28 protein-coding genes are annotated in these 24,990 nt (G+C 48.2%); 17 read left to right on the plus strand and 11 right to left on the minus strand.

The annotated features are described in order from the left end of the window. Positions 1–2 precede the first annotated feature (2 nt). The gene (locus V4534_03835) at positions 3–1,325 is read left to right on the plus strand and encodes a phosphatidylserine/phosphatidylglycerophosphate/cardiolipin synthase family protein (GenBank protein MES2503988.1); all 1,323 of its coding nucleotides are present in this window, start codon (positions 3–5) and stop codon (positions 1,323–1,325) included. Here the strand turns inward: V4534_03835 and V4534_03840 are convergent. Genes V4534_03840 through V4534_03850 form a run of 3 tightly spaced genes read right to left on the minus strand, consistent with a single transcriptional unit; the run spans position 1,322 to position 2,641 of the window. Further along, positions 1,322–1,756 (minus strand): type II secretion system protein, encoded by a 435-nt coding sequence (locus V4534_03840; GenBank protein MES2503989.1) that lies wholly within the window; start codon positions 1,754–1,756, stop codon positions 1,322–1,324. The two genes, V4534_03835 and V4534_03840, sit on opposite strands and share 4 nt — an antisense overlap. Then, the gene (locus V4534_03845) at positions 1,753–2,205 is read right to left on the minus strand and encodes a GspH/FimT family pseudopilin (GenBank protein MES2503990.1); all 453 of its coding nucleotides are present in this window, start codon (positions 2,203–2,205) and stop codon (positions 1,753–1,755) included. Before V4534_03845 ends, V4534_03840 begins: the two co-directional genes overlap by 4 nt. A 10-nt stretch (positions 2,206–2,215) precedes the next feature. Continuing rightward, on the minus strand, positions 2,216–2,641 hold the full coding sequence (locus tag V4534_03850) for a type II secretion system protein (GenBank protein MES2503991.1): 426 nt from the start codon (positions 2,639–2,641) through the stop codon (positions 2,216–2,218). 95 nt (positions 2,642–2,736) lie between these two features. Here V4534_03850 and gcvPA point away from each other — a divergent pair, with 95 nt between their 5' ends. Genes gcvPA through folP form a run of 6 tightly spaced genes read left to right on the plus strand, consistent with a single transcriptional unit; the run spans position 2,737 to position 7,872 of the window. Next, positions 2,737–4,008 (plus strand): aminomethyl-transferring glycine dehydrogenase subunit GcvPA, encoded by a 1,272-nt coding sequence (gene gcvPA, locus V4534_03855; protein MES2503992.1) that lies wholly within the window; start codon positions 2,737–2,739, stop codon positions 4,006–4,008. Further along, positions 4,005–5,429, plus strand: a complete 1,425-nt coding sequence (gene gcvPB, locus V4534_03860; GenBank protein ID MES2503993.1) for an aminomethyl-transferring glycine dehydrogenase subunit GcvPB — start codon at positions 4,005–4,007, stop codon at positions 5,427–5,429. Before gcvPA ends, gcvPB begins: the two co-directional genes overlap by 4 nt. Beyond that, on the plus strand, positions 5,422–6,207 hold the full coding sequence (gene phhA, locus V4534_03865) for a phenylalanine 4-monooxygenase (protein MES2503994.1): 786 nt from the start codon (positions 5,422–5,424) through the stop codon (positions 6,205–6,207). The genes gcvPB and phhA overlap by 8 nt, the downstream gene beginning before the upstream one ends. Beyond that, a complete protein-coding gene (locus tag V4534_03870; GenBank protein ID MES2503995.1) occupies positions 6,201–6,521 on the plus strand; it encodes a 4a-hydroxytetrahydrobiopterin dehydratase in 321 nt (106 codons plus the stop codon). Before phhA ends, V4534_03870 begins: the two co-directional genes overlap by 7 nt. 5 nt (positions 6,522–6,526) lie before the next feature. Beyond that, the gene (tmk, locus tag V4534_03875; protein ID MES2503996.1) at positions 6,527–7,123 is read left to right on the plus strand and encodes a dTMP kinase; all 597 of its coding nucleotides are present in this window, start codon (positions 6,527–6,529) and stop codon (positions 7,121–7,123) included. Beyond that, positions 7,099–7,872: a dihydropteroate synthase gene (gene folP, locus V4534_03880; GenBank protein ID MES2503997.1), complete on the plus strand. Its 774-nt coding sequence runs from the start codon at positions 7,099–7,101 to the stop codon at positions 7,870–7,872. The genes tmk and folP overlap by 25 nt, the downstream gene beginning before the upstream one ends. Here the strand turns inward: folP and V4534_03885 are convergent. Beyond that, positions 7,850–9,439 carry an MFS transporter gene (locus tag V4534_03885; protein ID MES2503998.1) on the minus strand — a complete coding sequence of 530 codons (1,590 nt, stop codon included), beginning with the start codon at positions 9,437–9,439 and terminating at the stop codon, positions 7,850–7,852. The genes folP and V4534_03885 overlap by 23 nt on opposite strands. On the opposite strand from V4534_03885, the gene V4534_03890 reads away from it, so the two are divergent. From V4534_03890 to V4534_03900, 3 genes are read left to right on the plus strand one after another with little or no spacing between them, the layout of a single operon-like run. Beyond that, positions 9,438–9,860, plus strand: coding sequence for a DUF192 domain-containing protein (locus V4534_03890; protein MES2503999.1), 423 nt, complete (start codon positions 9,438–9,440; stop codon positions 9,858–9,860). The two genes, V4534_03885 and V4534_03890, sit on opposite strands and share 2 nt — an antisense overlap. A 1-nt stretch (position 9,861) precedes the next feature. Then, a complete protein-coding gene (locus V4534_03895; GenBank protein MES2504000.1) occupies positions 9,862–10,347 on the plus strand; it encodes a gamma carbonic anhydrase family protein in 486 nt (161 codons plus the stop codon). A gap of 22 nt (positions 10,348–10,369) precedes the next feature. Then, complete coding sequence (locus V4534_03900; protein MES2504001.1) at positions 10,370–11,074, plus strand: response regulator; 705 nt, start codon at positions 10,370–10,372, stop codon at positions 11,072–11,074. On the opposite strand, the gene map is transcribed toward V4534_03900, so the two are convergent. From map to sctV, 4 genes are read right to left on the minus strand one after another with little or no spacing between them, the layout of a single operon-like run. After that, positions 11,071–11,859 (minus strand): type I methionyl aminopeptidase, encoded by a 789-nt coding sequence (gene map, locus V4534_03905; GenBank protein ID MES2504002.1) that lies wholly within the window; start codon positions 11,857–11,859, stop codon positions 11,071–11,073. The genes V4534_03900 and map overlap by 4 nt on opposite strands. Continuing rightward, positions 11,856–12,848 carry an adenosine deaminase gene (locus V4534_03910; GenBank protein MES2504003.1) on the minus strand — a complete coding sequence of 331 codons (993 nt, stop codon included), beginning with the start codon at positions 12,846–12,848 and terminating at the stop codon, positions 11,856–11,858. Before V4534_03910 ends, map begins: the two co-directional genes overlap by 4 nt. Positions 12,849–12,879: 31 nt before the next feature. Next, positions 12,880–13,245 (minus strand): DoxX family membrane protein, encoded by a 366-nt coding sequence (locus V4534_03915; protein MES2504004.1) that lies wholly within the window; start codon positions 13,243–13,245, stop codon positions 12,880–12,882. A 33-nt stretch (positions 13,246–13,278) separates the two neighbouring features. After that, positions 13,279–15,477 carry a type III secretion system export apparatus subunit SctV gene (gene sctV, locus V4534_03920; protein ID MES2504005.1) on the minus strand — a complete coding sequence of 733 codons (2,199 nt, stop codon included), beginning with the start codon at positions 15,475–15,477 and terminating at the stop codon, positions 13,279–13,281. 61 nt (positions 15,478–15,538) lie between these two features. Here sctV and V4534_03925 point away from each other — a divergent pair, with 61 nt between their 5' ends. From V4534_03925 to lipA, 4 genes are read left to right on the plus strand one after another with little or no spacing between them, the layout of a single operon-like run. Further along, positions 15,539–17,626 carry a sodium-translocating pyrophosphatase gene (locus V4534_03925; GenBank protein ID MES2504006.1) on the plus strand — a complete coding sequence of 696 codons (2,088 nt, stop codon included), beginning with the start codon at positions 15,539–15,541 and terminating at the stop codon, positions 17,624–17,626. Further along, the gene (locus V4534_03930) at positions 17,626–18,855 is read left to right on the plus strand and encodes an MFS transporter (GenBank protein MES2504007.1); all 1,230 of its coding nucleotides are present in this window, start codon (positions 17,626–17,628) and stop codon (positions 18,853–18,855) included. Before V4534_03925 ends, V4534_03930 begins: the two co-directional genes overlap by 1 nt. Beyond that, a complete protein-coding gene (locus V4534_03935) occupies positions 18,845–20,137 on the plus strand; it encodes a dihydrolipoamide acetyltransferase family protein (GenBank protein ID MES2504008.1) in 1,293 nt (430 codons plus the stop codon). Before V4534_03930 ends, V4534_03935 begins: the two co-directional genes overlap by 11 nt. Further along, entirely contained in the window at positions 20,119–20,982 is an 864-nt protein-coding gene (lipA, locus tag V4534_03940; protein ID MES2504009.1) for a lipoyl synthase, read from the plus strand. Before V4534_03935 ends, lipA begins: the two co-directional genes overlap by 19 nt. Here lipA and lspA read toward each other — a convergent pair. Beyond that, positions 20,979–21,512, minus strand: coding sequence for a signal peptidase II (gene lspA, locus V4534_03945; GenBank protein ID MES2504010.1), 534 nt, complete (start codon positions 21,510–21,512; stop codon positions 20,979–20,981). The genes lipA and lspA overlap by 4 nt on opposite strands. Positions 21,513–21,553: 41 nt before the next feature. Here lspA and V4534_03950 point away from each other — a divergent pair, with 41 nt between their 5' ends. Continuing rightward, on the plus strand, positions 21,554–22,225 hold the full coding sequence (locus tag V4534_03950) for a biotin--[acetyl-CoA-carboxylase] ligase (protein MES2504011.1): 672 nt from the start codon (positions 21,554–21,556) through the stop codon (positions 22,223–22,225). Here the strand turns inward: V4534_03950 and V4534_03955 are convergent. Next, positions 22,222–22,722 carry a thioredoxin family protein gene (locus V4534_03955; protein ID MES2504012.1) on the minus strand — a complete coding sequence of 167 codons (501 nt, stop codon included), beginning with the start codon at positions 22,720–22,722 and terminating at the stop codon, positions 22,222–22,224. The genes V4534_03950 and V4534_03955 overlap by 4 nt on opposite strands. Positions 22,723–22,748: 26 nt before the next feature. Here V4534_03955 and glpX point away from each other — a divergent pair, with 26 nt between their 5' ends. Together glpX and V4534_03965 are read left to right on the plus strand one after the other, a co-directional pair. Next, positions 22,749–23,714 (plus strand): class II fructose-bisphosphatase, encoded by a 966-nt coding sequence (glpX, locus tag V4534_03960; protein ID MES2504013.1) that lies wholly within the window; start codon positions 22,749–22,751, stop codon positions 23,712–23,714. Further along, the gene (locus tag V4534_03965; protein MES2504014.1) at positions 23,704–24,672 is read left to right on the plus strand and encodes an RsmB/NOP family class I SAM-dependent RNA methyltransferase; all 969 of its coding nucleotides are present in this window, start codon (positions 23,704–23,706) and stop codon (positions 24,670–24,672) included. Before glpX ends, V4534_03965 begins: the two co-directional genes overlap by 11 nt. Here the strand turns inward: V4534_03965 and V4534_03970 are convergent. Beyond that, positions 24,626–24,982, minus strand: coding sequence for a hypothetical protein (locus V4534_03970; GenBank protein MES2504015.1), 357 nt, complete (start codon positions 24,980–24,982; stop codon positions 24,626–24,628). The genes V4534_03965 and V4534_03970 overlap by 47 nt on opposite strands. Between the last annotated feature and the right edge of the window lie 8 nt (positions 24,983–24,990).

Raw genomic sequence — 24,990 nt, forward strand, 5'->3', positions numbered from 1 at the left:
CAGTGCGCTTCATTTTCACACTTGTGATTGCTTTGTCTTTAACAGGCTGCCATTCACTGCAGCATCGACTCTCCTGGATTAGCAGCGTTTTAAATTCAGCGAGCTCAGCAAAGCATCCGTCACAAGCTGAAATCGATGACTTTTTTGCCTTTGCTCCGCAGGAAGGACATCCGTTTTTGACAACCGAATTTCAGTCACACGTAGATGTTCGAACAAATTCACGTCTCACCGTAGGCAACCAGATAGACTTATTGCCCAATGCACAGTCAGGCGACTTAAAATTAGCACTGATCGATAAAGCCACCACCAGCATCTATATCACAACCTTTCAAATCGTCTGTGATGAGGTGGGGAAACAATTCACCGAAGCGCTTATCAGTGCCGCAAAACGAGGCGTTGAAATCAGATTTTTAGTCACGGGCGGGCCTTGGACGTGGGCATTTTCGGGCAACTGCCCATCAAAAATGAGAAAGAACGGCATTGAGGTTGCCACCATGCCGTATTCTTATATAACCAATCACGGTGTGGTTCAGCTGCATGACAAGATCTTTATCATTGATTCAAGTCTGGCCATTGTCGGCGGGCAAAATATTGGAACTTGGTATGCCAAAAAGAAAGAAGCGGATGGCAACTTCAGGGATACTGACGCCATCGTTTCAGGACCTGTCATTGAAGACATTCGGGCACGTTTTGCGATGTTATGGCGTTTTGCCAAACCATCGGACAACACGCTAAAAAAAGGCCCACCCCTCAAAATCGAGCGCGAGAAATATGCATCCTGGCTACAGATGAAACCGCTCAAAGGCGTCTGCCGTTTTGTCTCACAAACACCTTCACAAAAAGAATTTCTGGTTTTTGAAAGCTATCGGCTCCATGCCTTGCAAACCCAAAAAAGACTCATTTTTCATTCATTGGCGCTGAATGCTTTTGGAAGCCCTGAGCAAGAAAATTTGTGGCGATCTTTTAACGACATTAGTAAAGAGCCGGGCAGTGAAATATTTTTGCTGACGAACGGTCCCGGGTTTATCAACTCTGACATGATGCCTTCCTGGGTCGGCCGAATCGTTGGCTATTATTTTTTAAACAGCGTCTATGATTCACTGAAAGGTACTGCTGTCAAAGGCTTTGCCTATCCAGCATGGCTTCACTCGAAAGTCTATTTTTTTGACAACCTAGCCATTGGAATTGGAAGTTTTAATTTTGACGAAACCGGCTTGGTATGGACAGAAAGTACGCTTATTTGTCTAGACACCGAGCTAATCAAACAGACCCTTCGGATGTTCAAAAGCGATCTGGCCAGTTCTTACAATATTAAAGCGATTTAATAGTTGGTTATCATTGTCGCCAGTTTAATCGTGTTGGCGTTATTGTTAAAATTTACCTGTGCAGTCACTCGCGCATAGCCAGAGCCAACATTCGCATCTAAAAAGTCGTCTGTTCCAGTATCTGCATCTGGATTTACCTCAAGCACGGTTACCGTCAGCACATACCCGGTAAAACCCGATACCGGATTTGCATTATAGCCATTTGCTGCAATAGCGGCAATTGTGGACGCGTAGCCGCACCCTGCAGCGTTACAGTCGCGTCGCGCCATCACTTTTTCCAACGCCTCCGCGGCAAGATTGGTCGCTACAATGGATTGATCTGCAAGCAAGGACGTCCTTGCCATGCCAGGAATCGCCATCACAACACCGACAAACCCTGCGCCAATAATCACCATTGCAAGCACACTTTCAACCAAAGAAAAGCCTTTCATGGCATCACCAGTCTACCCGTGTTGGCAGTTACGGTAATCGTCCGAGTAGCCGATCCACTCGATATCGTAACACTGCCCCCTCCGCCCGTGGTTGGTGCCCCCAATTCATTAAACTCCACCACGTAGTTGCCGCTGATACTAATGCCCGGATATTTGGTGGATAACGTGATCACCATATTTTGTTTGGTCTGTGGATGTGTAAGCGGCGTGGCGGTCGTTCCTTGGTAAACCGTGTAGGCGCCCCCATTAACAAAAGAAACACCCGAAGTGACGCCTGTAGAAGAGGCGTTTTGCTTCGCATGTTCGATATCTGAATACACTTGCTGAGCCGCAGTATCCAAACGCGTGGTGCTGAGAGACGGCGCATAAACGAACGCCGTTACACTTAATATGCCGGCTAAACCGATAACCAGCACCAACTCAGCGAGTGTAAACCCATTCGCCCTCATGAGCGTGTGGCTAGCAAGTTGCGCAGGTAAACAACCCAGTTGCGACAGTATAGGTACAACAAGTGTCTGTTCCCGTTGTTACCGTTGAATCCGCATTCATATCAAATGTATATGAAGTGGCCGAACCTTTAATCCATTGAGACGATACACCGTTCTGCAAGATACTGGTAAAGTGACGATTGGCAGGAGTCGCCGCACCGTTACTCGCACTGTCTAAGGTCGCAGGGTAGCTAACGGTACCATAGGAAGCCATATTTGTAGCTGCAAAAATCGCAATACCGGTTTGAATCGCACCGACGGTAGCGTTCATGGAGGCAACCCGCGCAGAGTTTAAAGAGCCGGTCAAGAAAGTTGGAATTGCTGCGACTGCCAAAATTCCTAAAATTGCAATCACCAACACTAATTCGATCAAAGTAAAGCCTTTCATTTGATTCATAGTTATCATTCCCCTAAATACATTTTAGCATACCTATTGACCCTAAAAGCAAGACCGCTTGATTTTTTATGTTAAAGGAGGCTTAGATATGCGGCATGCGCTATTTGTCTCAAACAAGTGACGACGTTCAGGCCATGCTAGCCGCCATCCAACGGCCCTCCGTTGAAAGTCTTTTTCAAAGCATTCCGGCTGCAAATTTTTTAAAGCGATCGCTTAATTTGCCACCTGCGATGAGTGAAATTGAGCTTAAGATCATGCTAGCAGATCTGGCAGGAACCCCTCCGAAAGCCTCTTTTTTGGGTGCAGGTGCGACAGCTCATTTTGTACCCGAGATGGTTTCGCAGATGCTGCTACGCGGCGAATGGCTCACCGCTTATACGCCCTATCAGCCAGAGGTTTCTCAGGGCACTTTGCAGGCCATCTTCGAGTTTCAAACCATGGTTGCCTCTTTGTTTGGATTAGAGATCGCCAATGCATCGATGTACGATGGCGCAACGGCTCTGGCTGAGGCCTGCTTGATGGCCTGCCGGCTTAGGCCACAGGCCCAAGCCATCCAGTTTCATGATGGGATACATCCCGAATATATAGAAACCTGCAAAACATTTTTAGGCGCTGCAGGAATTCGAATCGTAAGCTCAGGCCCTGTCGCAGCCTATGTGTACCAAAATCCGAACTTTTTTGGCCAATTAGAAGATCAAAGGACGATCATTGCCAAAGCTCATGAACAAAGCGCGCTGGCGATCGCTGTTTGCACCGATCCAGTCGCTTTAGGAGCTATCCAATCTCCCGGCTTTTTAGGAGCAGACATCGCAGTCGGAGAAGGCCTGGGATTATGTGGGCATCTAAGTTTAGGAGGCCCTGGGGTTGGCCTATTCGCTACAAAGAAAGAATTTTTGCGGCAAATGCCAGGGCGCTTATGCGGCCAAACCACTGATATGAACGGTAAGCGAGGCTTCGTTTTAACGCTGTCCACTCGCGAGCAGCATATCCGGCGCGAGAAAGCGACGTCCAACATTTGCACTAACCACAACCTGATGGCGTTAGCTTTCAGCATGGCGCTCTCTTTGTATGGAAAATCAGGCTTCAGAAATCTAGCTTATCAAAATATCAAGAAAACGCTTTATTTCAGGCAAAAGGCAGCGGCCTCCGGACTGAATATCACCCAAGTTGGGCCTCATTTTAACGAAACATTAATAGCGCTAACGCCAACGCAAGTTGTACAAGCTAAGCAGCTTGAGCAAGATGACCTTTTCCCAGGCGTTTGGGTGGGGCAATGGTTTCCCGAACTGGCAAATCACTTGCTGGTGTGCACCACCGAATTGCATACGAATGAGCAAATAGATGCTTTGGTGGAGAGCTTGTCATGATCGGGCGCACCAATTTCGATTTCGATGAAAAGCTGCTGTTTGAACATGGCTCTAAAGGCAGATGTGGCGTGGATTTGCCGGCAATGCACTTAGCAGATGACGAAGTTCGTCAAATGCTTGGAGAACACGAACGTTTGCTACCCAACGAACCGCTGTTGCCTGAATGTTCTGAGCCTGAAATCAACCGGCATTATACGCGCCTCAGCCGCTGGAACTTTTCAATAGATACGAACTCGTACCCGCTGGGCTCGTGCACCATGAAATACAATCCTAGGATTAATGAATGGGCAGGACGATTGCCTGGCTTTTCTCAGCTCCACCCCTATCTACCAAAATGGCGCCTTAAAAATGCTTTTTATCTGATGTCGGAGCTCGAAAAATATCTTGGCGAAATCGGCGGTTTCAGCGGTGTTTCTCTTCAACCTGCGGCAGGCGCTCATGGCGAATTTGCAGGCGTTATGATGATTGATAAGGCGTTAAAAGCTCGCGGTGAATCTCGCACCAAGATGTTGGTGCCGCACAGCGCCCATGGGACCAACCCCGCCTCCGCCGCGTTTTTTGGCTACGAAATCGTCACGCTGGAAAGCGGCGCAGACGGCTTAATTAATCTAGAAGAGCTCAAATCTAAAATGGATAACCAGTGCGCTGGGATTATGATCACAAACCCAAACACACTTGGGCTATTCGAAAAAAATATCTCAGAAATCTGTCAGGTGGTCCACGAACATGGAGGCTTTGTTTATGGAGACGGGGCTAACTTAAACGCCTTGATGGGCATCGTTAGGCCAGGCGATTGCGGCATTGATGTGATGCATTTCAACCTACATAAGACCTTCACCACGCCCCATGGTGGCGGCGGCCCCGGTTGCGGCGCTGTCGGCGTATGCGAGGAGCTTAAAAAATTTCTACCGGAGGCAGGCGAGCAGTCAATCGGACGCATCCGAAGTTTTTACGGCAATTTTGGCATGATGGTCAGAGCCTTTACCTATATGAGAGAGATGGGTCCTGATGGTCTCAAAAAAGCTAGCGAAATGGCTGTTCTCAATGCGAACTATGTCAAAGCGCTATTACGGCCCTACCTGCACCTGCCATACGAAACAGACTGTTTACATGAAGTTGTCTTCACGGATAAAAAGCAAAGCGCTCAAAACATCAGCACACTGGATATTGCGAAAGGTCTAATCGATAAAGGCATTCACCCACCGACTGTGTATTTTCCGCTGGTGGTATCAGGCGCCATGATGATTGAGCCAACCGAAACCGAATCCAAAGAAGATTTAGACAGATTATGTGAAGCATTCATCGAAGTGCTTCACGAAGATTCGGCCAAGCTAAAAATCAGCCCTACCCACACCGCCCTAGGCCGTTTAAACGAAGCCAAGGCAGCAAGAAATCCGATATTGGTATTTGAGCATGACTAAAAAAAGTATCTATGTTGCCAAGCCTCCCGATTCGCGTGGATATGTGGATTACACACCAGAAGAAGACGAAACTTGGAGCATTTTGTACCAGCGCCAGCACAAAATAATCCAGGGGCGCGCTTGCGACGAATATCTGACAGGTCTCGAGCTGCTGGCCATTCCTAAGGACAAGGTTCCGCAATGTCCTGAGATTAGCGAGCACCTAAAAAAAGCGACCGGTTGGGCAGTTACCCCTGTTCCAAAAATCATTTCCATCGATGCGTTTTTCGACCTGCTTGCCAACAAGCATTTCCCAGCAGCTACGTTTATCCGCACCCGTGAAGAACTCGATTATTTGAAAGAGCCTGACATCTTCCATGAGTTTTTTGGCCACTGCCCGCTGTTGACCAATAAGGCGTACGCGGATTTTATCGAGTCCTACGGGAAAATGGCGCAACGTGCCGATCATAAAACCCGCTCAATTTTAGGCAGACTTTTTTGGTTTACCATTGAGTTTGGTTTGGTGAGCTCCGCGAAAGGCCTTAGGGTTTATGGCGGGGGTATTTTGTCATCTTACACAGAAACAACCTATGCGCTTCAAAGCGACGTGCCAACGCGTCTGCCATTTGACATTCGAGAAGTTATGAAAACCGCCTATCGATATGACGAAATTCAGAAAAAATATTTTGTGCTAGATTCTCTTAAAAGTTTATTTAAAATAATTCAGCTCGATCTGCCTGCCTTGGCAGAAAAAGTCGCGCTAAACACCGACCAGGACCAGGATTTTATTACATGTTAAAACATTGCAAACCTTGTGAAGGTGGCGTTTCACCCATGTCTTTAAAGGATGCCAGTACGCGGGTTCAACAACTTAAGGGTTGGAGCTTAAGCCTAGAGGGCGACAATATCTCCAAGTTTTGGCTATTTAAAAACCATTACCAGGTCATGGCCTTTATCAATGCCATTGCGTTTATATCGCATCGTGAAGGGCATCATCCGGACATTACTTTTGGCTATAATAGTGCCAGAGTTATCTATACGACACATGCCGTTAAAGGCTTATCAGAAAATGACTTTATTTGCGCATCCTATATTGATGCGCTATCGGAGTAAGCTATATGTTTATCGCTTTAGAAGGCATTGACGGATCCGGACACACGACCCAAGCCACCGCTTTAGCAGAAGCTCTCAAAAGGCGCGGTCGTAAAGTTTTTGTTACCGCCCAGCCCAGCAGCGGTCTAATTGGCAAAATTATTCGCGATTTTTTGCAAGGAAAAGTCACGCAAGAAGACCACTTCCCCGAAGCCCTCGCACTATTATTTGCTGCCGATCGACTGCATCATATTAGTAATGAAATCAAACCCAAGTTAGAACAAGGCATCGATGTTATCTGCGACCGCTATGTGCTATCCAGCTGGGTTTATCAAGGTCTTGAGGTTAGTGAAGACTGGGTTCGGCGCATCAACCAATTTGCGTTGCTGCCAGATTTAACCCTCCTCATTGATACGCCTTTAAGCGAGGCAACCCAAAGACGCGAAGCCCGCGGCGGTGTGGTTGAGATTTTCGAAACCCAAGATCTGCAAAGAACCATTCGGGAGCGCTATTTAGAACTCGCACCCTCCATACATGCCCATATCGTTGAGGGTAGCGGCACACCCGATGAAGTCACTCAAAGACTCCTGGAGGTCGCTTGGCCCAAATTATCGGCATCTTAAACATCACGCCCGATAGTTGTTCGGATGGCGGGCTTTATATGGAAACTTACAAGGCTGTTGAGCATGCACACCAAATGCTCTCCGATGGTGCCGCATGGATTGATGTCGGTGGTGAATCCACCCGTCCCGGCGCTACACCCATTACCCCTGAAGAAGAGCTCGCCAGGGTGCTGCCCGTCATAAAAGCGCTGATTGCCAGCGGCGTGCGAAACCTCAGCATCGATACCCGTAATGCTACCACCGCGCGCAGTTGTTTAGAAGCTGGAGCGCTTTGGCTTAATGACGTCTCCGCTCTAAGCCACGATCCTTATATGCTCACCCTGGCAAAGGACTTCGAGCATGTCACCCTTATGCACATGTATGGCGCATCACATGATATCATTTCTGAAATCGCCACTTTTTTAAAAAACCGAGTCGAAATAGCTGTAAACGCAGGTGTCTCGCTTGGGCGGATTTCTATTGACCCAGGCATAGGTTTTGGAAAATCCGCTGACCAAGACTTCACGATCTTGAAAAACCTTTCAGCTTTCTCCCCCATTGCCCCGGTATACGCAGGCCCGAGCCGCAAAAAATTTATGGGGCCGCTTTTGGGCTTGCCAAATTATGGGCCTGAACGCGATTACGGAACGATTGGAGCCGTGCTACACGCCGCTCAAAATGGTGCAAGTTACATTCGGGTTCACAATGTGAGAGCCGCTGTTGATGCGCTCAAAGTTTTGGGCGCCATCATGTCTGCGGGTAATCTCTAGGAACATAAAAATACGCCCGCATACTAAACAAAAGCGCAGCCAAAGCCATCAGCCCAGCAAATACCCAAAAGAAGCTGACCAAGGGGAGCGCCGCAAATCGCGCTGTGAAAGCTACCAAAATATTGCCAAACGCTACACTTAAAAGCCAAAAGCCCATGACCGTTGATTTCATACGTTTAGGAGCTTGTGTGTAAGCAAACTCAAGCCCCGTGATAGATACCAAAACTTCGGCAATGGTTATCAATGTATATGGCAGTAACTGCCACCCGACGTGCAGTTGGTTGCCGCCATCCAGCTGAGCTTGGATCACAGCAACAACCACGAACGATACGCTGGCGATACCCATGCCTACGGACATACGCACAAGAGGCTTAATATGCCCAAACAGCTTGGACATCACAGGGATCAAAAGCATGATCAAAAGCGGGTTTAAACCCTGAATCTGCGAAGCCAAGAGCTCTACGCCACCCAACTTAAGATTCATCATCTGTGCTTGGCGAATCCAGGAGGAGCCGTGCTGATCAAACAGCGCCCAGAAAATGCTAACGAAGAGAAAAATACTTACAATTCTCAAGACAGCCAAAGTGCCTTCGATAGATTCTTCACTGAACTGCTGGCGGATGGCTGATGCCCGGACAACCGCCCTTCTGGGTTGCGGATTGCCCGACGATGTCGCCATGGAAAACACGACGCCAATATTGGCAATTCGCATCATCATGCGCTTAAACCAATCGGAAGTCGCTGCAACAGACACTGCCAAAAAGCCATCGTCTGGAGAATGGTTTTGCCTAACTTGAAACAAAACCAAGCCAATCATGAAACAAGCCACTGAGATAGAGATCGCAAAGGGCGTAGAAAATCGCGCCGTAAATGCCAATGATCCAATGGTCATAAATAGGAATGTTGAGCTGAGCGCATCCAGAAATCCTAAGAACCCGCCCGGCTTGGCCGGAATATGCACGAATTTGTTGCGTCCCATCCAGAAAACCACCGTCGCAACAAACATCAAGATGCCTGGAACCGCGAAAGCAACACTCCAACCAAAATATTTTTGAGTTAGTGGAATCAATAATGTCGCAAAGAACGAACCAAAGTTGATCATAAAATAGAACAGTTGATAGACCTTAGTGATCAAATACCAATTCGACTTTCCAAATTGATCGCCTACATGCGCAGACACACAAGGTTTGATGCCCCCTGCCCCCAGCGCGATTAATCCAAGACCCACATACATGCCTGCCATAGAACCTTCGGTCATAGACAAGACAAAGTGGCCTAAGCAATAGACCAACGAAAACCACAAAATGGTGTGATATTTACCTAACAGTCTGTCCGCGATGACCGCCCCAATCATGGGAAATGCGTACACGCCCGAAATAAACAAATGCACGACCGAAGTCGCAAAGTCTCCCGAGCCATGCATGGCCACAATATAAGTATATAAAATGGCACTCATGCCATAGTAGCTGAAGCGCTCGCAGCCCTCATTTCCTACAATATAAGGTACACCTTTGGGCCAGCCTTGTTCCGTGGACGAAGGTGCAGTACGATAGGATGCGATGCTCATGAAAACTTCCTGCCTTTGCTTTTTGTATTCGCTGTTGGTCGCTTGTGGCGCCGAAGGCGTTCGAATTTCGTTTGAAACCGCTGCAAAGCCGGTATCTTTTGAGATCGAGATAGCGAAAACGCCCGCAGAGTTAGATAAAGGGCTGATGAATCGGAAATCGCTGCGCCCTAACGCGGGGATGCTTTTTATTTTTCCTGATCAGCAAATGCGTGCTTTTTGGATGAAAGACACGCTAATACCACTGGATATGATTTTCATGGATGCTGCCAAAAAGATTGTTGGCATCGTGCATGGCGCTACACCCAAAAGCCTAGATCCTAGGGCTGTCGATGCACCTGCTCAATATGTGCTTGAAATCAATGGCGGTTTGGCTAAGCAAAAGGGCTTAAAAATCGGCCAACAAGCCGCTTGGAAGCTTTAATATGACCATCAATCCCACGGTTTACATTCACCCCAGCGCCCAAATTATGGGGGATGTTGAGATTGGTGCTCACAGCAGCATTTGGCCCCTGGCGGTTTTGCGCGGAGACATGGGCAAAATTATCATTGGCGCGAATACCTCTATTCAAGACGGCACCGTATGCCATGCCACCCATGGCTTAAGCGAAACGCGGATCGGAGATTGCTGCACCATCGGACATCGCGTCATATTGCATGGTTGCCAGGTAGAAGATGGATGCTTGATTGGCATGGGCTCCATCTTGCTTGATAACTGCTTGGTCGGTAAAGGCTCATTAGTTGGAGCGGGAAGCCTAATTACAGCCAATTTTCAGATCCCACCGGGATCATTGGTGATGGGAACTCCTGCCCGTGTGATCCGGCCTTTAAATGAGCGAGAACAAGGCATCGTGGCTGCTGGATGGCCAATTTATGTTGAAAACGCTAAAAAATACATGACTGGTGTATAATCATAAGATGGAAAAGGGAGATGTGCCTTCAATTCTAATTGTGGATGATGAAGAATTGCTGCGGTCAATGCTTGTGCTCAATTTTGAGAACCAAGGTTTCAAAATTTTTCAGGCAGACAACGGTAAAACTGGGCTCGAATTACTTCAGCAACATCCAGAGATTGACCTAGTTCTCTCTGATATTAGAATGCCGCTCATGGACGGCATCGGCATGATTCAGGCTTATAAAAAGATAAATAACGAAGTTCCAATTTTCATGATGATGACAGGGTATAGCGACTTGTCGCCCGAAGAAATATACGACTTTGGCGCCAACGCCCTCTTTCAAAAGCCTTTTAACCGCGGGCAAATTAACGAGGCTGTCAAAGCAGCCCTTGCGCCGAAAGCTATGTTATGGACTCAAAAGCCAGAGTACAAAGAAAAGACCGTTTTGCAAGAACTGAACCTCAAAGACATGGCATCCCTGTCTTTGGGCAGAGGCGGACTATTTGTCCCCACCAAAGAACGCTTTCCCCAAGTTGAAACGCCGGTGAATACAAACATACATTTCGAAAACGGCGAATCTATGGAATTAACTGGACTCGTACGGTGGGTAAGAAAAACTGCTACCAGTCAATATCCAAGCGGCTACGGGCTTGAGATTACCTACGCAGATCCTGAAAGCAAGGCAAGGTTGCTGCCTCAGATTCAAAGCTCCAAGTATATTCCTTTTATCCCCAAATGCTAAACCGCCGTCCCAGGCAAGGTCAAAATCTCTACACCGGTTTCAGTTACTAAAATGGTGTGTTCAAACTGGGCCGACAGCTTATTGTCTTTGGTAACCGCGGTCCATTCGTCGTCTAACATTCGTGTCTTCCAAGTGCCTTGGTTAATCATCGGCTCAATAGTGAAAGCCATACCCGGTTGCATGCGCACGCCTTTGCCTCGTTCGCCAAAGTGAAACACTTGAGGCGCAGTATGAAAATTTTTGCCAATGCCGTGACCAACAAACTCTCTGACTACCCCATAGCCAAAACTTTCTGCATATTCCGCAATGGCTGCACCAATATCGCCTAGCCTTTTACCTGGTGCTACTTCGGCAATGCCAAGCTGCAAACATTTCTCGGTCACTTCCACCAGCTGCCGCGCTTGTTTGGATGGCGTGCCGACAAAGAATGTCCTTGAGGTATCCCCGTGGTAACCATCCAAGATCAAAGTGACATCAATATTGATAATATCCCCTTCTTTCAAAATCTTTTTGGTGGTGGGAATACCATGGCAGACAACTTCATTCACGCTAGTGCAAATTGATCGAGGGTACGGCGGGCAACCACCGGGCGCATAGTTAAGCGGTGCGCTGCGAGCACCACGTTCTCTGGTCCAACGTTCGGCTTCATCGTTAATCGCTTGGGTCGTAACGCCCGGTGCAACCATTTTACCGAGATGCACCAGCAACTCACCGGCCAGCTTGCCGACGCGGCGCATTTTTTCAATTTCGCTGGTAGACAGCAATATAATTGGTTCCGAACTCATACGATGAAAGACGCCTTTTTCGAGATCTCAAAACAAGTTTTGACTTCTTCTGGGGTTAAAATATTATTATCAAGCAACAATAAACTCTCTTGTGCCATGTCTGTGTTCAACAAATATGGCCCATCCGTGTTGATTGTAAATGGGATTTTCCAATATTTAAACCTGCCCAGCACTTCTCCCAGCTCCTTCAAGTCCTTAACGGCTTGAGTATAAAGATTAGAAGTAGGACAAATCTCTAAGACACAACCTGAGTCTGCCAGCATTTTTAACGCTTCTTCGCTATACGCAGCTTGAATGCCATGACCGATACGGTCTGGCCTTAAATAACGCAACGCGGCAATCACACCCGCGGCCCCGGTGTGCTTGGTTTCGCCGGTGTGCAAAGTTGTCTTAAGACCAGCATCCCTTGCTCTTTGGAACAACTTTTCATAGCGAGGCACATCCTGCAGGGATAACTCTAAGTTGTGACTTTCTGGTCCTGCCAGATCGATGCCTAAAACGCCTCTATGAGCGTACTTAATTGCCTTTTCTAAGATAATCTCGTTTTGCTCGTAATCAAATTCTCTGGCTAAACAAAACAGCAAGCAGGCTTTAACACCGTATTCTAAGACGGCCCGGTCCATCCCTCTTAAAGCAGCATGTATAATATGATCCAAATCCCGCTCACCGCCTAGATTTCGCTTCATGGGGTTAAAACGCAGCTCAATTTGCTCGACCTTGGAAGAGCGGTACTCTTTGCAGATAATCTCATAAACAGAACGCTCAACAGCTGCTGGTGAGCTTTGAATCCGCTCTGTCCACTGATGCATAATCTTCAGATAATCATCGAGATTTTTGACCGTGTCCTGCTTGGCAGTCACCAAATCGACAAAGTCCCAGTAAGTTTTAACCGGCAGTTTAAAGCCTTGCTCATGTGCAATGCTGAACAGCACATGAGGCGCGACCGCGCCCCCGACATGGATGTGTAAATCGATGAGGGTATCAGGCAGTCGTGGATCTAAGTGCATGAAGCACGATATACTATTTCTCGTAGCTGCTCAATATTAAAGCCCCGCCAATCAATCCCAGGTCTTTTAGCATCGAAATCAGGGGCATCGGCATGTTGGCTCCGGCAAGAATGCTTGGAACATGCACGCTCAAAATAACCACAGCCATAAAGATGATTAAGCAGTAGCAAGCCCACTTCACATAGCGATTAGCTAAAATAAGCAGTCCGCAAAGCAGCAAAGCGACCCCAGTTAAATAAACCCAAAAAACAGCGGCCGGCATAAAGCTTGGCACCATCATAGCCATCGAGTCCGCCATCATCAAATGGTTTAAGCCAAATATGATAAATGGAATGGCATAGATTATCCGACCCAGCGTGTAACAGAGTGTGTTGTTCATAGCGCTGAGCGTATTTCAGGACCTCTATGAAAATCAACGCTGCTGCAATGCAATTCGTGCCACAGGCTGAATATTCATATCTGAACTCAGCTCTTGATAGCTCACCACTGCCAAATGCGGAAACTCGATTTCCACCAGTTTCCGCAAGTAGCGCCTGATTTCTTGAGTGGTCAGAATCACTGGTTGCTGAGCAGTCGCTGGCAAATTGCCAATTTCAATTCGAATTGCGTCTAGAATATCTTGCGTCACTTCTGGCTCCAAAGCCAAATAGTTTCCTGAAGGGCTTTTTTGGATACCGGCGTTGATGGTCTCTTCCAGCGGCGGGTCCAAGAGATAAACCACCAATGTATTTTGACCGCCCGTATATTTAAAGCTGATATATCGCTTCAACGAGCTTCGAACATGTTCGGTCAACATCACAGAATCTGTTTCGTGCGGGCCCCACTCTGCCAAGGCTTGTAAAATGGTGCGTAAATCGCGCACCGAGATTTCCTCTTCGACCAAGCGCTTTAGAATATCCGTCAGTTGGAACAAGTTAACTGCTTTCGGCACAACTTCTTTGACCAGCGCTGGGAAAGCTTGCTCCAGCTGATCCAGCATGTTTTGCACTTCTTGAATGCCTACAAACTCAGGAGCCGTTTTGCGAAGGCATGCCGACAGATGCAAGACCATATAACTGGCAGCATCCCAAGTGGTGAGCCCAGCTTGCTCTGCAAGTTCCTGTTTCGAATTAGATATCCAAGCACAAGGCACCCCGTTGGCCGGATTATGCGCCGTAACTGCGTCAATACCCAAAAGCTTCAAGCGTTCTGGGGTATCGTTCACCAAGCACTGACGCGGGTCAACCGAGCCGGTCGCAACCGGAATTTCATTAACAAGAATCGAGTAGCTGCTCGGGCCCCCTGAACCATCGCTGCCACGCACCCTGATTCCGGGATAACGAATGCCAAGCTCATAGAACATGCCATCACGCATCATTGGGATAAGCTCAGCCAAGAAGTTCGAGCTATCATCAACCAATGGAATGATATCTGAGGCAACCTCCAAAGCGATCGGGGTAACCACCGGCATCATTTTGGCAGTTTGACCTTCCTGCGCCTTCGCTTTTTGCAACGCGACTTTCTTTTCTTTTTCTAACTTTTGCTCACGTTTACCGACGATGGCGTCCATCTCAGCAACATTCGCGCCGCCGCCCGCCAATGCTGGACTTTTAGAGCGGTACAGGCCGTAGGCGATACCACCAACGATCATACCAATAATGGTAAAGGGTAATCTTGGCAGGCCAGGAATCTGCCCGACCAATGCAATAAATCCACCGGCAATGGCAAACGCTTTGGGCTGGGCCAGGACCTGCGTCGCGACTTCTTTCCCAAGATTACTGTTTTCCTCACCTGAGTTCACGCGTGTTACCACCAAACCAGCGCACACTGACATGAGCAAAGCGGGAATAATACTCACCAAGCCGTCCCCTACCGACAAAATCGAATAGGTGTGAATGGCTTCTTCAACAGACATGCCTTTCTGCAAAACGCCGACAGCGATACCCGCCAAAATATTCATGGCGAAAATGATAATACCCGCAATGACGTCCCCTTTAACGAACTTCATCGCACCATCCATCGCACCAAATAGCTGGCTTTCGCGGCTTAAATCACTTCGCTTTTTACGAGCGGTATCCAAATCAATGGAGCCATTACGTAAATCAGCATCGATGCTCATCTGCTTTCCTGGCATCGCATCCAAAGTGAACCTGGCGGCTACTTCCGCCACGCGCTCCGAACCTTTAGTGATAACCAACATGTTAATCAGCATGAGCAGCAAGAAAATCACAAGACCAACAACGAAATTACCGCCCACCGCGAACTCACCGAATGCGGTGATCACGCTCCCTGCATCAGCATCCAATAGAATTAGCCGAGCGGTGGCAACGTTTAAACCAAGTCTAAAAAGCGTAACCACCAGCAAGATGGTGGGGAACGAAGACAGATGAAGCGCATCAGGGATATAAAGAGAAACCAGCAACATCACCATGGCGATCGAAATGCTGGTACATATAAGTAAATCTACGATAAAAGTCGGGATCGGAATGATGAGCAAGGTCATCACCAAAATAACCAACAGCGCCAGCCCAACGTCCGCGTAACGCTTCAATAACTCGTTTATATTGCCTTGCAGCAAGAGATCTACAATTCCACCCATGTTTCGCAAGATAACATAAAAACAGCCCCACATATTCTTAAAGAAACGCTCTTAGTTGACAGCCCATAGGCAAAGTGGTTTACACACAGGCACTATGATGAATACCTATGCCCTGATTCTAGCTTGCGGCGCTTTAGCCGTCATATATGGTCTTTGGATGGTTCGCACCGTTCTTGCAGCCCCTGCAGGGAACGAAGCAATGCAAAAAATAGCATTAGCCATTCAAGAAGGCGCCAAAGCTTATTTAAATCGCCAATATCGCATGATTGCCATGATTGGCGTTGTGATATTCGTTGCTCTGACTGCCCTGCTTGGCGTTTATGTCGGCGTCGGCTTTTTAATTGGAGCCATCCTGTCTGGCGTGGCCGGTTATGTGGGCATGAATATTTCGGTTAAAGCCAACGTTCGAACAGCAGAAGCTGCTCGCAGAGGCCTTCAACCCGCGCTTGATATCGCTTTTCGTGCAGGTGCGATTACCGGTCTATTGGTTGTTGCTTTAGGAATTTTGGGCATCACCGGTTACTATCTAAGCCTGCGCTCATTAGAATTGCCTACGCGCGACATTATGGAAGCGTTGGTTGGCCTTGGCTTCGGCGCTTCGTTAATTTCGATTTTTGCTCGTTTGGGCGGCGGTATCTTCACCAAAGGCGCAGATGTTGGCGCTGATATGGTTGGCAAAATTGAAGCTGGAATTCCAGAAGACGACCCACGAAATCCAGCGGTAATTGCTGACAACGTCGGTGATAACGTTGGCGATTGCGCTGGTATGGCTGCAGATTTATTTGAAACTTATGTGGTGACCCTGGTTGGTACCATGCTTTTGGCCGGTATTTATTTCAGCGGCAGCGACTTAGAACTGCTGATGACTCTGCCAATGCTCATTGGTGGCGTTTGCGTTCTCGCTTCCATTGTTGGAACTTTCTTTGTAAAACTTGGCAAATCCAATGACATCATGAAAGCTTTGTATAAAGGTTTTATGGTTACTGCTGTTTTGTCTGCAATCGCGATTGCCGTTATCTGCAACTATTGGGTTGGCCTTGATACCGTGTTTGTCGGCACACAAATGACTTTCAATGGCCTGAACTTGTTCTATTGCTGCTTAACAGGTCTTGTGGTTACCGGCCTATTAATGCGCATTACTGAATATTACACCATGACCAACTACCGGCCAGTGCAAAGTATTGCTAAGTCCTCAATGACAGGTCACGGAACTAATATTATTCAGGGTATCGCTGTTTCGATGGAAGCAACTGCTTTGCCTGCGATTGTGATTAGTGCGGGGATTTTGCTTTCTTATCAAAACGCCGGACTATTCGGTATTAGCGTTGCAGCAACCACCATGCTTGCCTTGGCCGGGATGATTGTTGCGCTGGATGCTTACGGTCCAGTGACAGACAATGCTGGTGGTATTGCAGAAATGTCCAACATGCCTCCTGAAGTCCGTAAAACGACTGATATTTTGGATGCCGTTGGCAATACAACCAAAGCGGTAACCAAGGGTTACGCGATCGGTTCAGCTGGGTTTGCATCGCTCGTTTTGTTTGCAGCTTTTATTGAAGACGCTAAGCACTACTTCCCTCAGTATACGTTGGTGTTTTCTTTGGAAGATGCCTATGTGGTGATCGGCTTGTTCTTGGGTGGTCTATTGCCTTATTTGTTTGGTGCCATGAGCATGATGGCCGTTGGCAGAGCAGCTCAATCCGTTGTGATTGAAGTTCGGCGTCAATTCAAAGAAATTCCAGGTATCATGGAAGGCACAGGACGGCCTGATTATGGCAGAGCGGTTGATATTTTAACCAAAAAGGCCATCTCTGAAATGGTCTTGCCAAGTTTGCTGCCTGTGGGTGCACCTATCTTGGTTTACATGGCTATGTGGGCCAGCGTTGGTCAGAGAGAAGCATTGATTACTCTTGGCTCCATGCTCCTTGGCCTTGTTGTTACCGGCTTATTTGTAGGCTTATCCATGACTTCAGGCGGCGGCGCTTGGGACAATGCTAAAAAACATATCGAAGATGGTTTCTTTGGCGGCAAAGGCTCGGAAGCTCATAAAGCTGCTATCACTGGCGACACTGTGGGTGATCCGTACAAAGATACCGCTGGTCCAGCCATCAACCCGATGATTAAGATCGCGAATATCGTTGCGCTGCTTCTTTTGGCCATATTAGCTAAATTTGGCGCTTAATGAGCTTTTCGCGTACTTATTTTGCTTGGGGCATCGCCGCGCTGTTCTACTGTTTTCAGTATGTCCTGCGCGTTTTGCCCGCAAATATAGAACCCGAACTACGCTCCGAATTTGGGCTGACCGCACATGAATTTGGTGCGGTTGGCTCTTTTACGATTTACGCTTACGCGCTGATGCAAATTCCGGTGGGCATCCTGGTTGACCGGCTAGGTCTTAAAAAAGTTTTGCTCTCATCGGTCGCAATATGCGTTTTAGGTGCGTTTGCGATGGCTTTCGCGACTGACCTTGCTGGCATCCTTGCCTCTCGGGTATTGATTGGCATCGGCTCGGCCAGTGCTTTCATGTCGGCACTCAAAATAGCAGCGGATTATTTACCCTTAGGAAGGCGCGGCCTGCTGATGGGCGCGACTTTGACCCTAGGCGTGATGGGTGCCATTTTGACAGGCTCTTACTTAGTGCATTTGATTGCATTGAGTGGATGGCGTTCTTTGACGATGACGCTTGGATTTTTAGGCATTGCCCTGTTTGTGCTAACGTTCATAGGCGTTAATCTCAAATCGACGAACAAAACATCGGCCGCATTCAGATGGAGCGATTTGGTTTCTATCCTGAAAAATCGGCCGGTCATGACTTATGCGATCTTGGCCATAGGTGTTTATACGCCGCTTTCCGTATTGGCAGATCTATGGGGGCCGGCGTTTCTGATGCAAAAATACGAGCTCACTCAGGCAGAGGCTTCTTTTAACACGACGCTTTTGTTTGCGGGCCTCGGCATTGGTAGTTTGATTCTTCCGGCGTTATGCGAAAAATGGAACTGCTTAGATTTCGCCATCCAGTTTTGTAGTTTTGCCATTCTTATTTTGTTTGGCTTATTGCTTTTTGGGCCGGTGATGCCACAGATTATTTTGCGCACCGGGCTGATTTTAATTGGTATTTGTTGCGGTGCGGAGATGATGTGTTTCACTGGCGCAGTGCAATTTACGACAGCGAGCAACTCAGGCCTCACCCTTGGTGTGGTGAATACCCTGAACATGCTAGGCGGCGCCTTGCTGCAACACTCGATCGGCTATTTGCTTGACTGGCAATGGCAAGGTCTCGTTGACCCTAAGGGTATTCGCTTGTATGATACCGAACAATTTGTGGTTGCGTTATCGTTGCTCTTGTCAGTTATCGCACTGTGTTGCTTGCTGTCATTGAGCCTAAAGAGGAGAGTGTTCAATGGCCGATAAGATCATCATGCCGCAGCTGGGCGAATCGATTGCAGAAGGAACCATCGTTAAATGGCTAAAAGCGCCAGGCGATGCCGTCAAAAAAGACGAAAACGTTCTGTTAATCTCCACCGATAAAGTGGAAGCAGAGATTCCATCGCCATCCGCTGGCGTGCTATTGGACATCGCAGTCGGTCCAGGCGAAACCGTTGCGGTCGGAACAGTCTTAGGTACAGTTGGAGCAGCCGGCGAATCCACTTCGAAAGCTGCACCCGCGACAAAAGAAGTACCTAAAGACGAGGTGCCTGGCAGCAAACCTCAACCGGCGGTGGCGGCTGCACCCCAACCTGACGCGCCTGTAAAAGCGCCCGTTGCCGAAGTGACCACAGATATCGAGTCAGACCGGTTTCTATCACCCCTGGTAAAAAAGATAGCTTCCGAAAATCAGCTATCGCCCGAGGCTTTGGACCAAATCCCCGGCACTGGCCGCGACGGACGTTTAACCAAGAACGACCTTCTCAGTTTCATATCAACTGGCGCCCAAACAACGCCTCCGGTTGCAGCGCCGAAAGCTGCCCCAGCACAAATGGGCCCTGGCACAACGACCAAACCAGTTTCAACCATGAGGCGTGTCATCATGGAAAACATGGTCGCGTCTAAGCGCACCAGTGCCCACGTCACCACTTTCTTCGAAGTCGACTATACGCAAATCGATAAAGTCAGAGCCGCTCATAAAGATCGTTTCAAAAGCGAAGAAGGCGTTGCACTAACTTATACGACCTTCCTATCGGCCGCCCTCTGCGAAGTCTTAAAACGCCATCCGTATATCAACGCTGAAATTAAAGGCGACCAAATTCTGTTTAAGAAAGAGGTTCACCTGGGCATTGCTGTGGCGATTGAACAGCCTGAGCCAGGCCTTATGGTACCGGTTATTCGCAATGCTGACCAAATGAACCTCAGAGGTCTTGCACGCGCAATCGCCGATATGGCTGCTCGCGTTCGAACCAAGAAGATTAAGCCAGATGAACTCTCTGGGGGATCGTTTACGCTGACCAACCCCGGCAACTACGGTGCGGTTATCGGAACGCCAATCATCAATCAACCTCAAGTTGCTATTTTAGGCGTCGGCCAGATTAAGAAACAAGCCGTTGTAATTGAACACGAAGGCTCAGACATGATTGCCATCCGCAATCGTGGTTGGCTATCTCTGTCTTTTGATCACCGCCTCATCGATGGCGCCACTGCCGATGTATTTATGGCCGATTTGAAAAAAACGTTGGAGACATGGTCAGCGAACCCTTAGTCACCATTCAAAGACCCGATTGGTTACGGGTTAAAGCTCCAACCGGTGAGAATTATCAACGCCTACAAGCTTTAATCCGCACCAAGCGTCTCAATACCGTTTGTTCCTCAGCATCTTGCCCCAACATGGGTGAATGCTGGGAGCTCGGCACAGCAACCTTTATGATCTTAGGTCGGATCTGCACGCGTGCTTGCAGATTTTGCGACGTGGATTCCTATTCTCGCCCTGGCCCTGTTGACTTGGAAGAACCTAAGCGTCTGGCGGAAGCTATTGAAGCCATGGATTTAAAACACGCCGTCTTAACATCGGTCACCCGAGACGATTTGTCTGATGGCGGTGCCGGGCACTTTGTTCGCTGCCTGGAAGAAATCCGAAAACGAATGCCGAGCATTACGCTGGAAGTATTGGTACCCGATTTCAAAGGCGTCAAAGCAGATGTCGACACGGTTTTAGCAGCCCAGCCGGAAGTGTTTAATCACAATCTGGAAACGGTCGAAGAACTAACTCCACGCATTCGCTCTGGCGCAAAATACCGCCGTTCTTTGGAAGTTTTGCAATACGCGAAATCCAAAGCGCCACATATTAAGACTAAAAGCGGCCTCATGCTTGGCCTTGGCGAGACAAATGAGCAGATTAAGCAAAGCTTAAAAGATTTGCGTGAACATCAAGTAGACATGATTACTATGGGCCAATACTTACGCCCTAGCAGCTTTCACCATGAAGTAATGCGCTACGCCACTCCAGAAGAATTCGGCGAGCTAGGCGCCTACGCTCGCAGCCTAGGCTTTTGGCGAGTAGAAAGCGGCCCTCTCGTCCGCTCCAGCTACCACGCCCGCTTGGATTAAGCCTTTTTAGAATAAAACGAATGCGCAAATATGCCGATGGCACCAACAACAATCGCCGAATCGGCAATGTTAAACGTTGGCCAGTGTGACCCTGCATAGCCCAGGAAAGCGGCGTGCACATCCAAGAAGTCAATCACATACCCAAGACGCATTCGGTCAATCAGATTTCCAATGGCACCGCCCATAATAAGCGAAAAAGACACCAAAATTAAACGGTCCGGGTTTTTTAACCTGAAATACCAAACCAAGAAGAACAACGATGCAACAATACTCACCGTTGTCAAAAGCGGCTTTCGAATCCAGTCAGGAATCGAGCTGGTAATACTAAATGCCGCTGCCGGATTTTCTTTATAAATTAAATTAAAAACCTTTGGGATAACCGTGATTTCTTTAAAGGGATAAAATTGCCCCGGCGAGAATTCATAGGCAAGATTCCGTTGCGCCCAGACCTTGGTTGCCTGATCCGAGGCAATACAAAAGAAAGCAATGCCTACCAAAAGTAAAATTCGATTTCTTAAACTTGCTTGCATAAGCATTTGACTATCATGGTGAAGTTCAGCAAACAACCTACATGTTTGCTCGAAAACACTTGGCCGAATGCGACTCGACCAATGCCGTTGCACTAACATGGGCCGATAATGGGGCGCCACATAAAAGCCTGGTGACATGCGACAGTCAAACACATGGCAAAGGCCGTGGCGGTCGTATCTGGTCACACTACCTAGGCGGGCTCGCCTGCTCTTTTATTCTGCGGCCAAAAATTGAAATCCATCAGGTTTCTCAAATCACCTTGGTGACCGCCGCCGCTTTGTTGCAAGCCTTTGAATCATTGCATTTGAACGCCTTAGTCAAATGGCCGAACGATTTATTACTACCGGACAGCCGCAAATTCGCAGGGATTCTCACCGAGGCACATAGCACAGCCAATATTATCGACGTGGTTATCGTAGGCATCGGGCTGAACGTTCAACGGCTCGTTGGTTCGCCGCCAGAGTATGGTTTTTTGTCTGATATCGGTTACATGGGCAATAAGTCGGACTTGCTAGAGTCCATTTTGGATTCACTGGAGTTTCATTTCGACCATTTGGATAGGGCTGGGCATTTCAGCTTTTGCTTGAATTATTTAAAAGGCCGCTCAGCCACTTTAGGCAAGGCCGTAGCCGGCGGAATTGCTTTAGATTTCAATTCAGACGGATCGCTTCTGGTGCAAGACGCACAAGGCAAAGTGTCTACTTTATATTAAAGCCACTTGATTGAGCAGCCTATGGAATGCTGTTGATTCGCAGGGGGCGGTTGGTCGTTCAACAAGCCTTTTATGGCTGATTCCAAGTCTTTAAACCAACCATGATAATAAAGCTTTCTTTCTGCATCAAACAAGAACAAGTCGGGCGTACATACCGCATCGAATGATTTTGCGACTTCCTGAGTGGCATCTATTAAATAAGGAAACCGATAATTTTTGTGGCGCCAATGCTGCAGCAGCGACGCTGGCGAATCATCTGGGTATTTTTCCGCGTCATTGGAACAGATAGCAACCACTTGCAAACCATCAATATCAGCCAACCCCAAAAGCTCATCTTCAATCGCCTTCACATAAGGGCAATGCTTACAAATAAAAGCCACGAGTAGAGCCTTCTTCCCCGAAAAGTCAGCCAGGGAATAAGTCTTGCCATCCACCGATGACAGCGTAAAAGACGGACAAGGTGTGCCCAGGGGTAAATCGTGAGATGAAAGCGCCATATGCCACCAAGATATAGGAGACTAATATGGATCGCAACCTCGCACTTGAAGTGATTCGCGTGACCGAAGCCGCAGCATTATCAGCCGCTCGCTTAATGGGTCGCGGCGAAAAAGATGCTGCGGACCAAGCAGCGGTCAGCGCTATGCGCAGCGCGTTTGAAAGCATTTGGATTCGGGGCACCGTGGTTATCGGTGAGGGCGAACGCGACGAAGCGCCCATGCTTTTTATTGGCGAAAAAGTTGGCAAGGGCGATTTGGCGGATCCGGAAGTCGATATCGCGGTAGATCCGCTCGAAGGAACTAACCTTTGTGCCTATGGCAGACCAAACGCAATTTCCGTAATTGCCATGGCAGAAAAAGGCAAACTGCTCCACGCACCTGATACTTACATGTCCAAAATCGCTGTCGGACCAGCCGCTAGAGGCGTTGTTAACCTGGACAAATCTCCAACCGACAACTTGAAGGCCATTGCGGATGCCAAAGGCGTTTATGTCGAAGATTTAACCGCCGTTATCTTAGAGCGAGACAGACATAACGATTTGATTGCTGAAGTTAGGAAGGCCGGCGCGCGGGTTCACTTGATTTCCGACGGAGATGTTAGCGCGGCCATTGCCACGTGTTTGCCCGATTCAGGCATCGATGTTCTATTCGGCACCGGGGGCGCACCTGAAGGTGTTTTAGCTGCGGCAGCCTTAAGATGCGTTGGCGGCGATATGCAAGCACGCCTGGTTCCCAGAAATCAGCTTGAAGAAGAACGGTGCCTAAAAATGGGGATTAAAGATATTAACCAAAAATGGCATTTGGAAGAGCTGGCAAAAGGAGACGTCATGTTTGCAGCCACCGGTGTTACTTCCGGAGATATGCTCAAAGGCGTACGCTATTTTAAAGGCGGCGCTAAAACTCATTCATTGGTGATGCGAAGCGCCACCGGCACTATTAGGTTTATTGAAACAGAACATCATTTTGACAGGAAACCTCAGTTTGGCTTTTAATCGTACTCAAATTGCAATCCAAGATATTTTAACACGGCACAAGTCTACGGGTGAGCCCGTCGATCGGCTAATCCGAGAAATCGCTCGCGGCAGAGGGCTTGGCTCTAGAGAGCGCCGGGAAGTTGCCGACGAAGTATTCTCAGGCCTCAGGCAAAAACCCTGGCCTGAATGGTTTAATAAACGTCTACAAAAAGAATACGGCACCAACTACCCTGCCCTCGAGCACTCTCTTAGGCAACGCGCAAAGCCAGTCTTAGCAGTCGATATTCGGCAGAGTACTGCCCAGGCGATCGGTCAAAAATTGCAGGCCTTGGCGGTACCCTTCACGCCTTCGAAATTGTCATCTCGCGCTTTGATTTTAGAGACAGACTCTGTCGATTTGAAAGACTTGCCCGGCTGTTGGTGGATGGATGACGGCAGCCAATACATCGCAGAGCAAATCAAAGGAACACCGGAGGACCGGATATTAGATCTCTGCGCAGGCGCAGGCGGTAAAACGCGCATTTTGCTAGCTACGGGTGCAAAAGTCACCATGGCGGACAATAACGATAAACGCCTGGCTCATATTGATGGCGTTCAACGCGTCGTTGCGGACGGTCGCACATTTAAATCCAACTCCCAGTTCGATTGGATTCTAATTGATGCGCCATGCTCAGGTACCGGCACTCTCAGGCATGCTCCAGATCTATTCGGACGGTTAAAAGAAGAAGACCTGAAGCAATATGTTAAGCTGCAAAACGAGCTTGTCGCCAATGCAAAAACCCTCCTCAGCGAAACAGGCAAACTGATTTATGCCACCTGCTCTTTACTGGAAGAGGAAAACCATCGAAGCTTCGAGGAACTTGAACTTGTCAGCAGCAGGCAACTTTTACCCTCTGTAGAGGGATGTGACGGTTTTTACATTGCCGTATTTACAAAGCAACCGGAACGATACAACCAATCGGCGCCGTCGAAGTGATTTTGACAAATCCTGGTGCGCACTTGCCGTCATCTCCTGGCCCAGCGCAAGATCCCTTTTCTTGTCCAAACATGGCGACGCCATCCATTTGTAAAGAGACAAATGAACCTGGGCTTCCCCAACCGGAAATAAAGTATGGTGTCACTGAAACACAAAGCGATCGTGTGGGCCCCCGCATGGGTTGATTGGGTCCGGTTAATTGATTGATTGCATCGGCAGGGGTCTTGATAGCCGCTAAACCACTCGCACTGGACAAAGCCAGTAAGCTTGCTGCAGAAATTGACTTTTTGATCTTGGAACTAATTGTCATGGGTTTCT

The sequence above is a fragment of the Myxococcota bacterium genome, from assembly GCA_040387835.1.
Lineage (GTDB): Bacteria > Myxococcota > UBA727 > UBA727 > JABDBI01 > JAZKCZ01.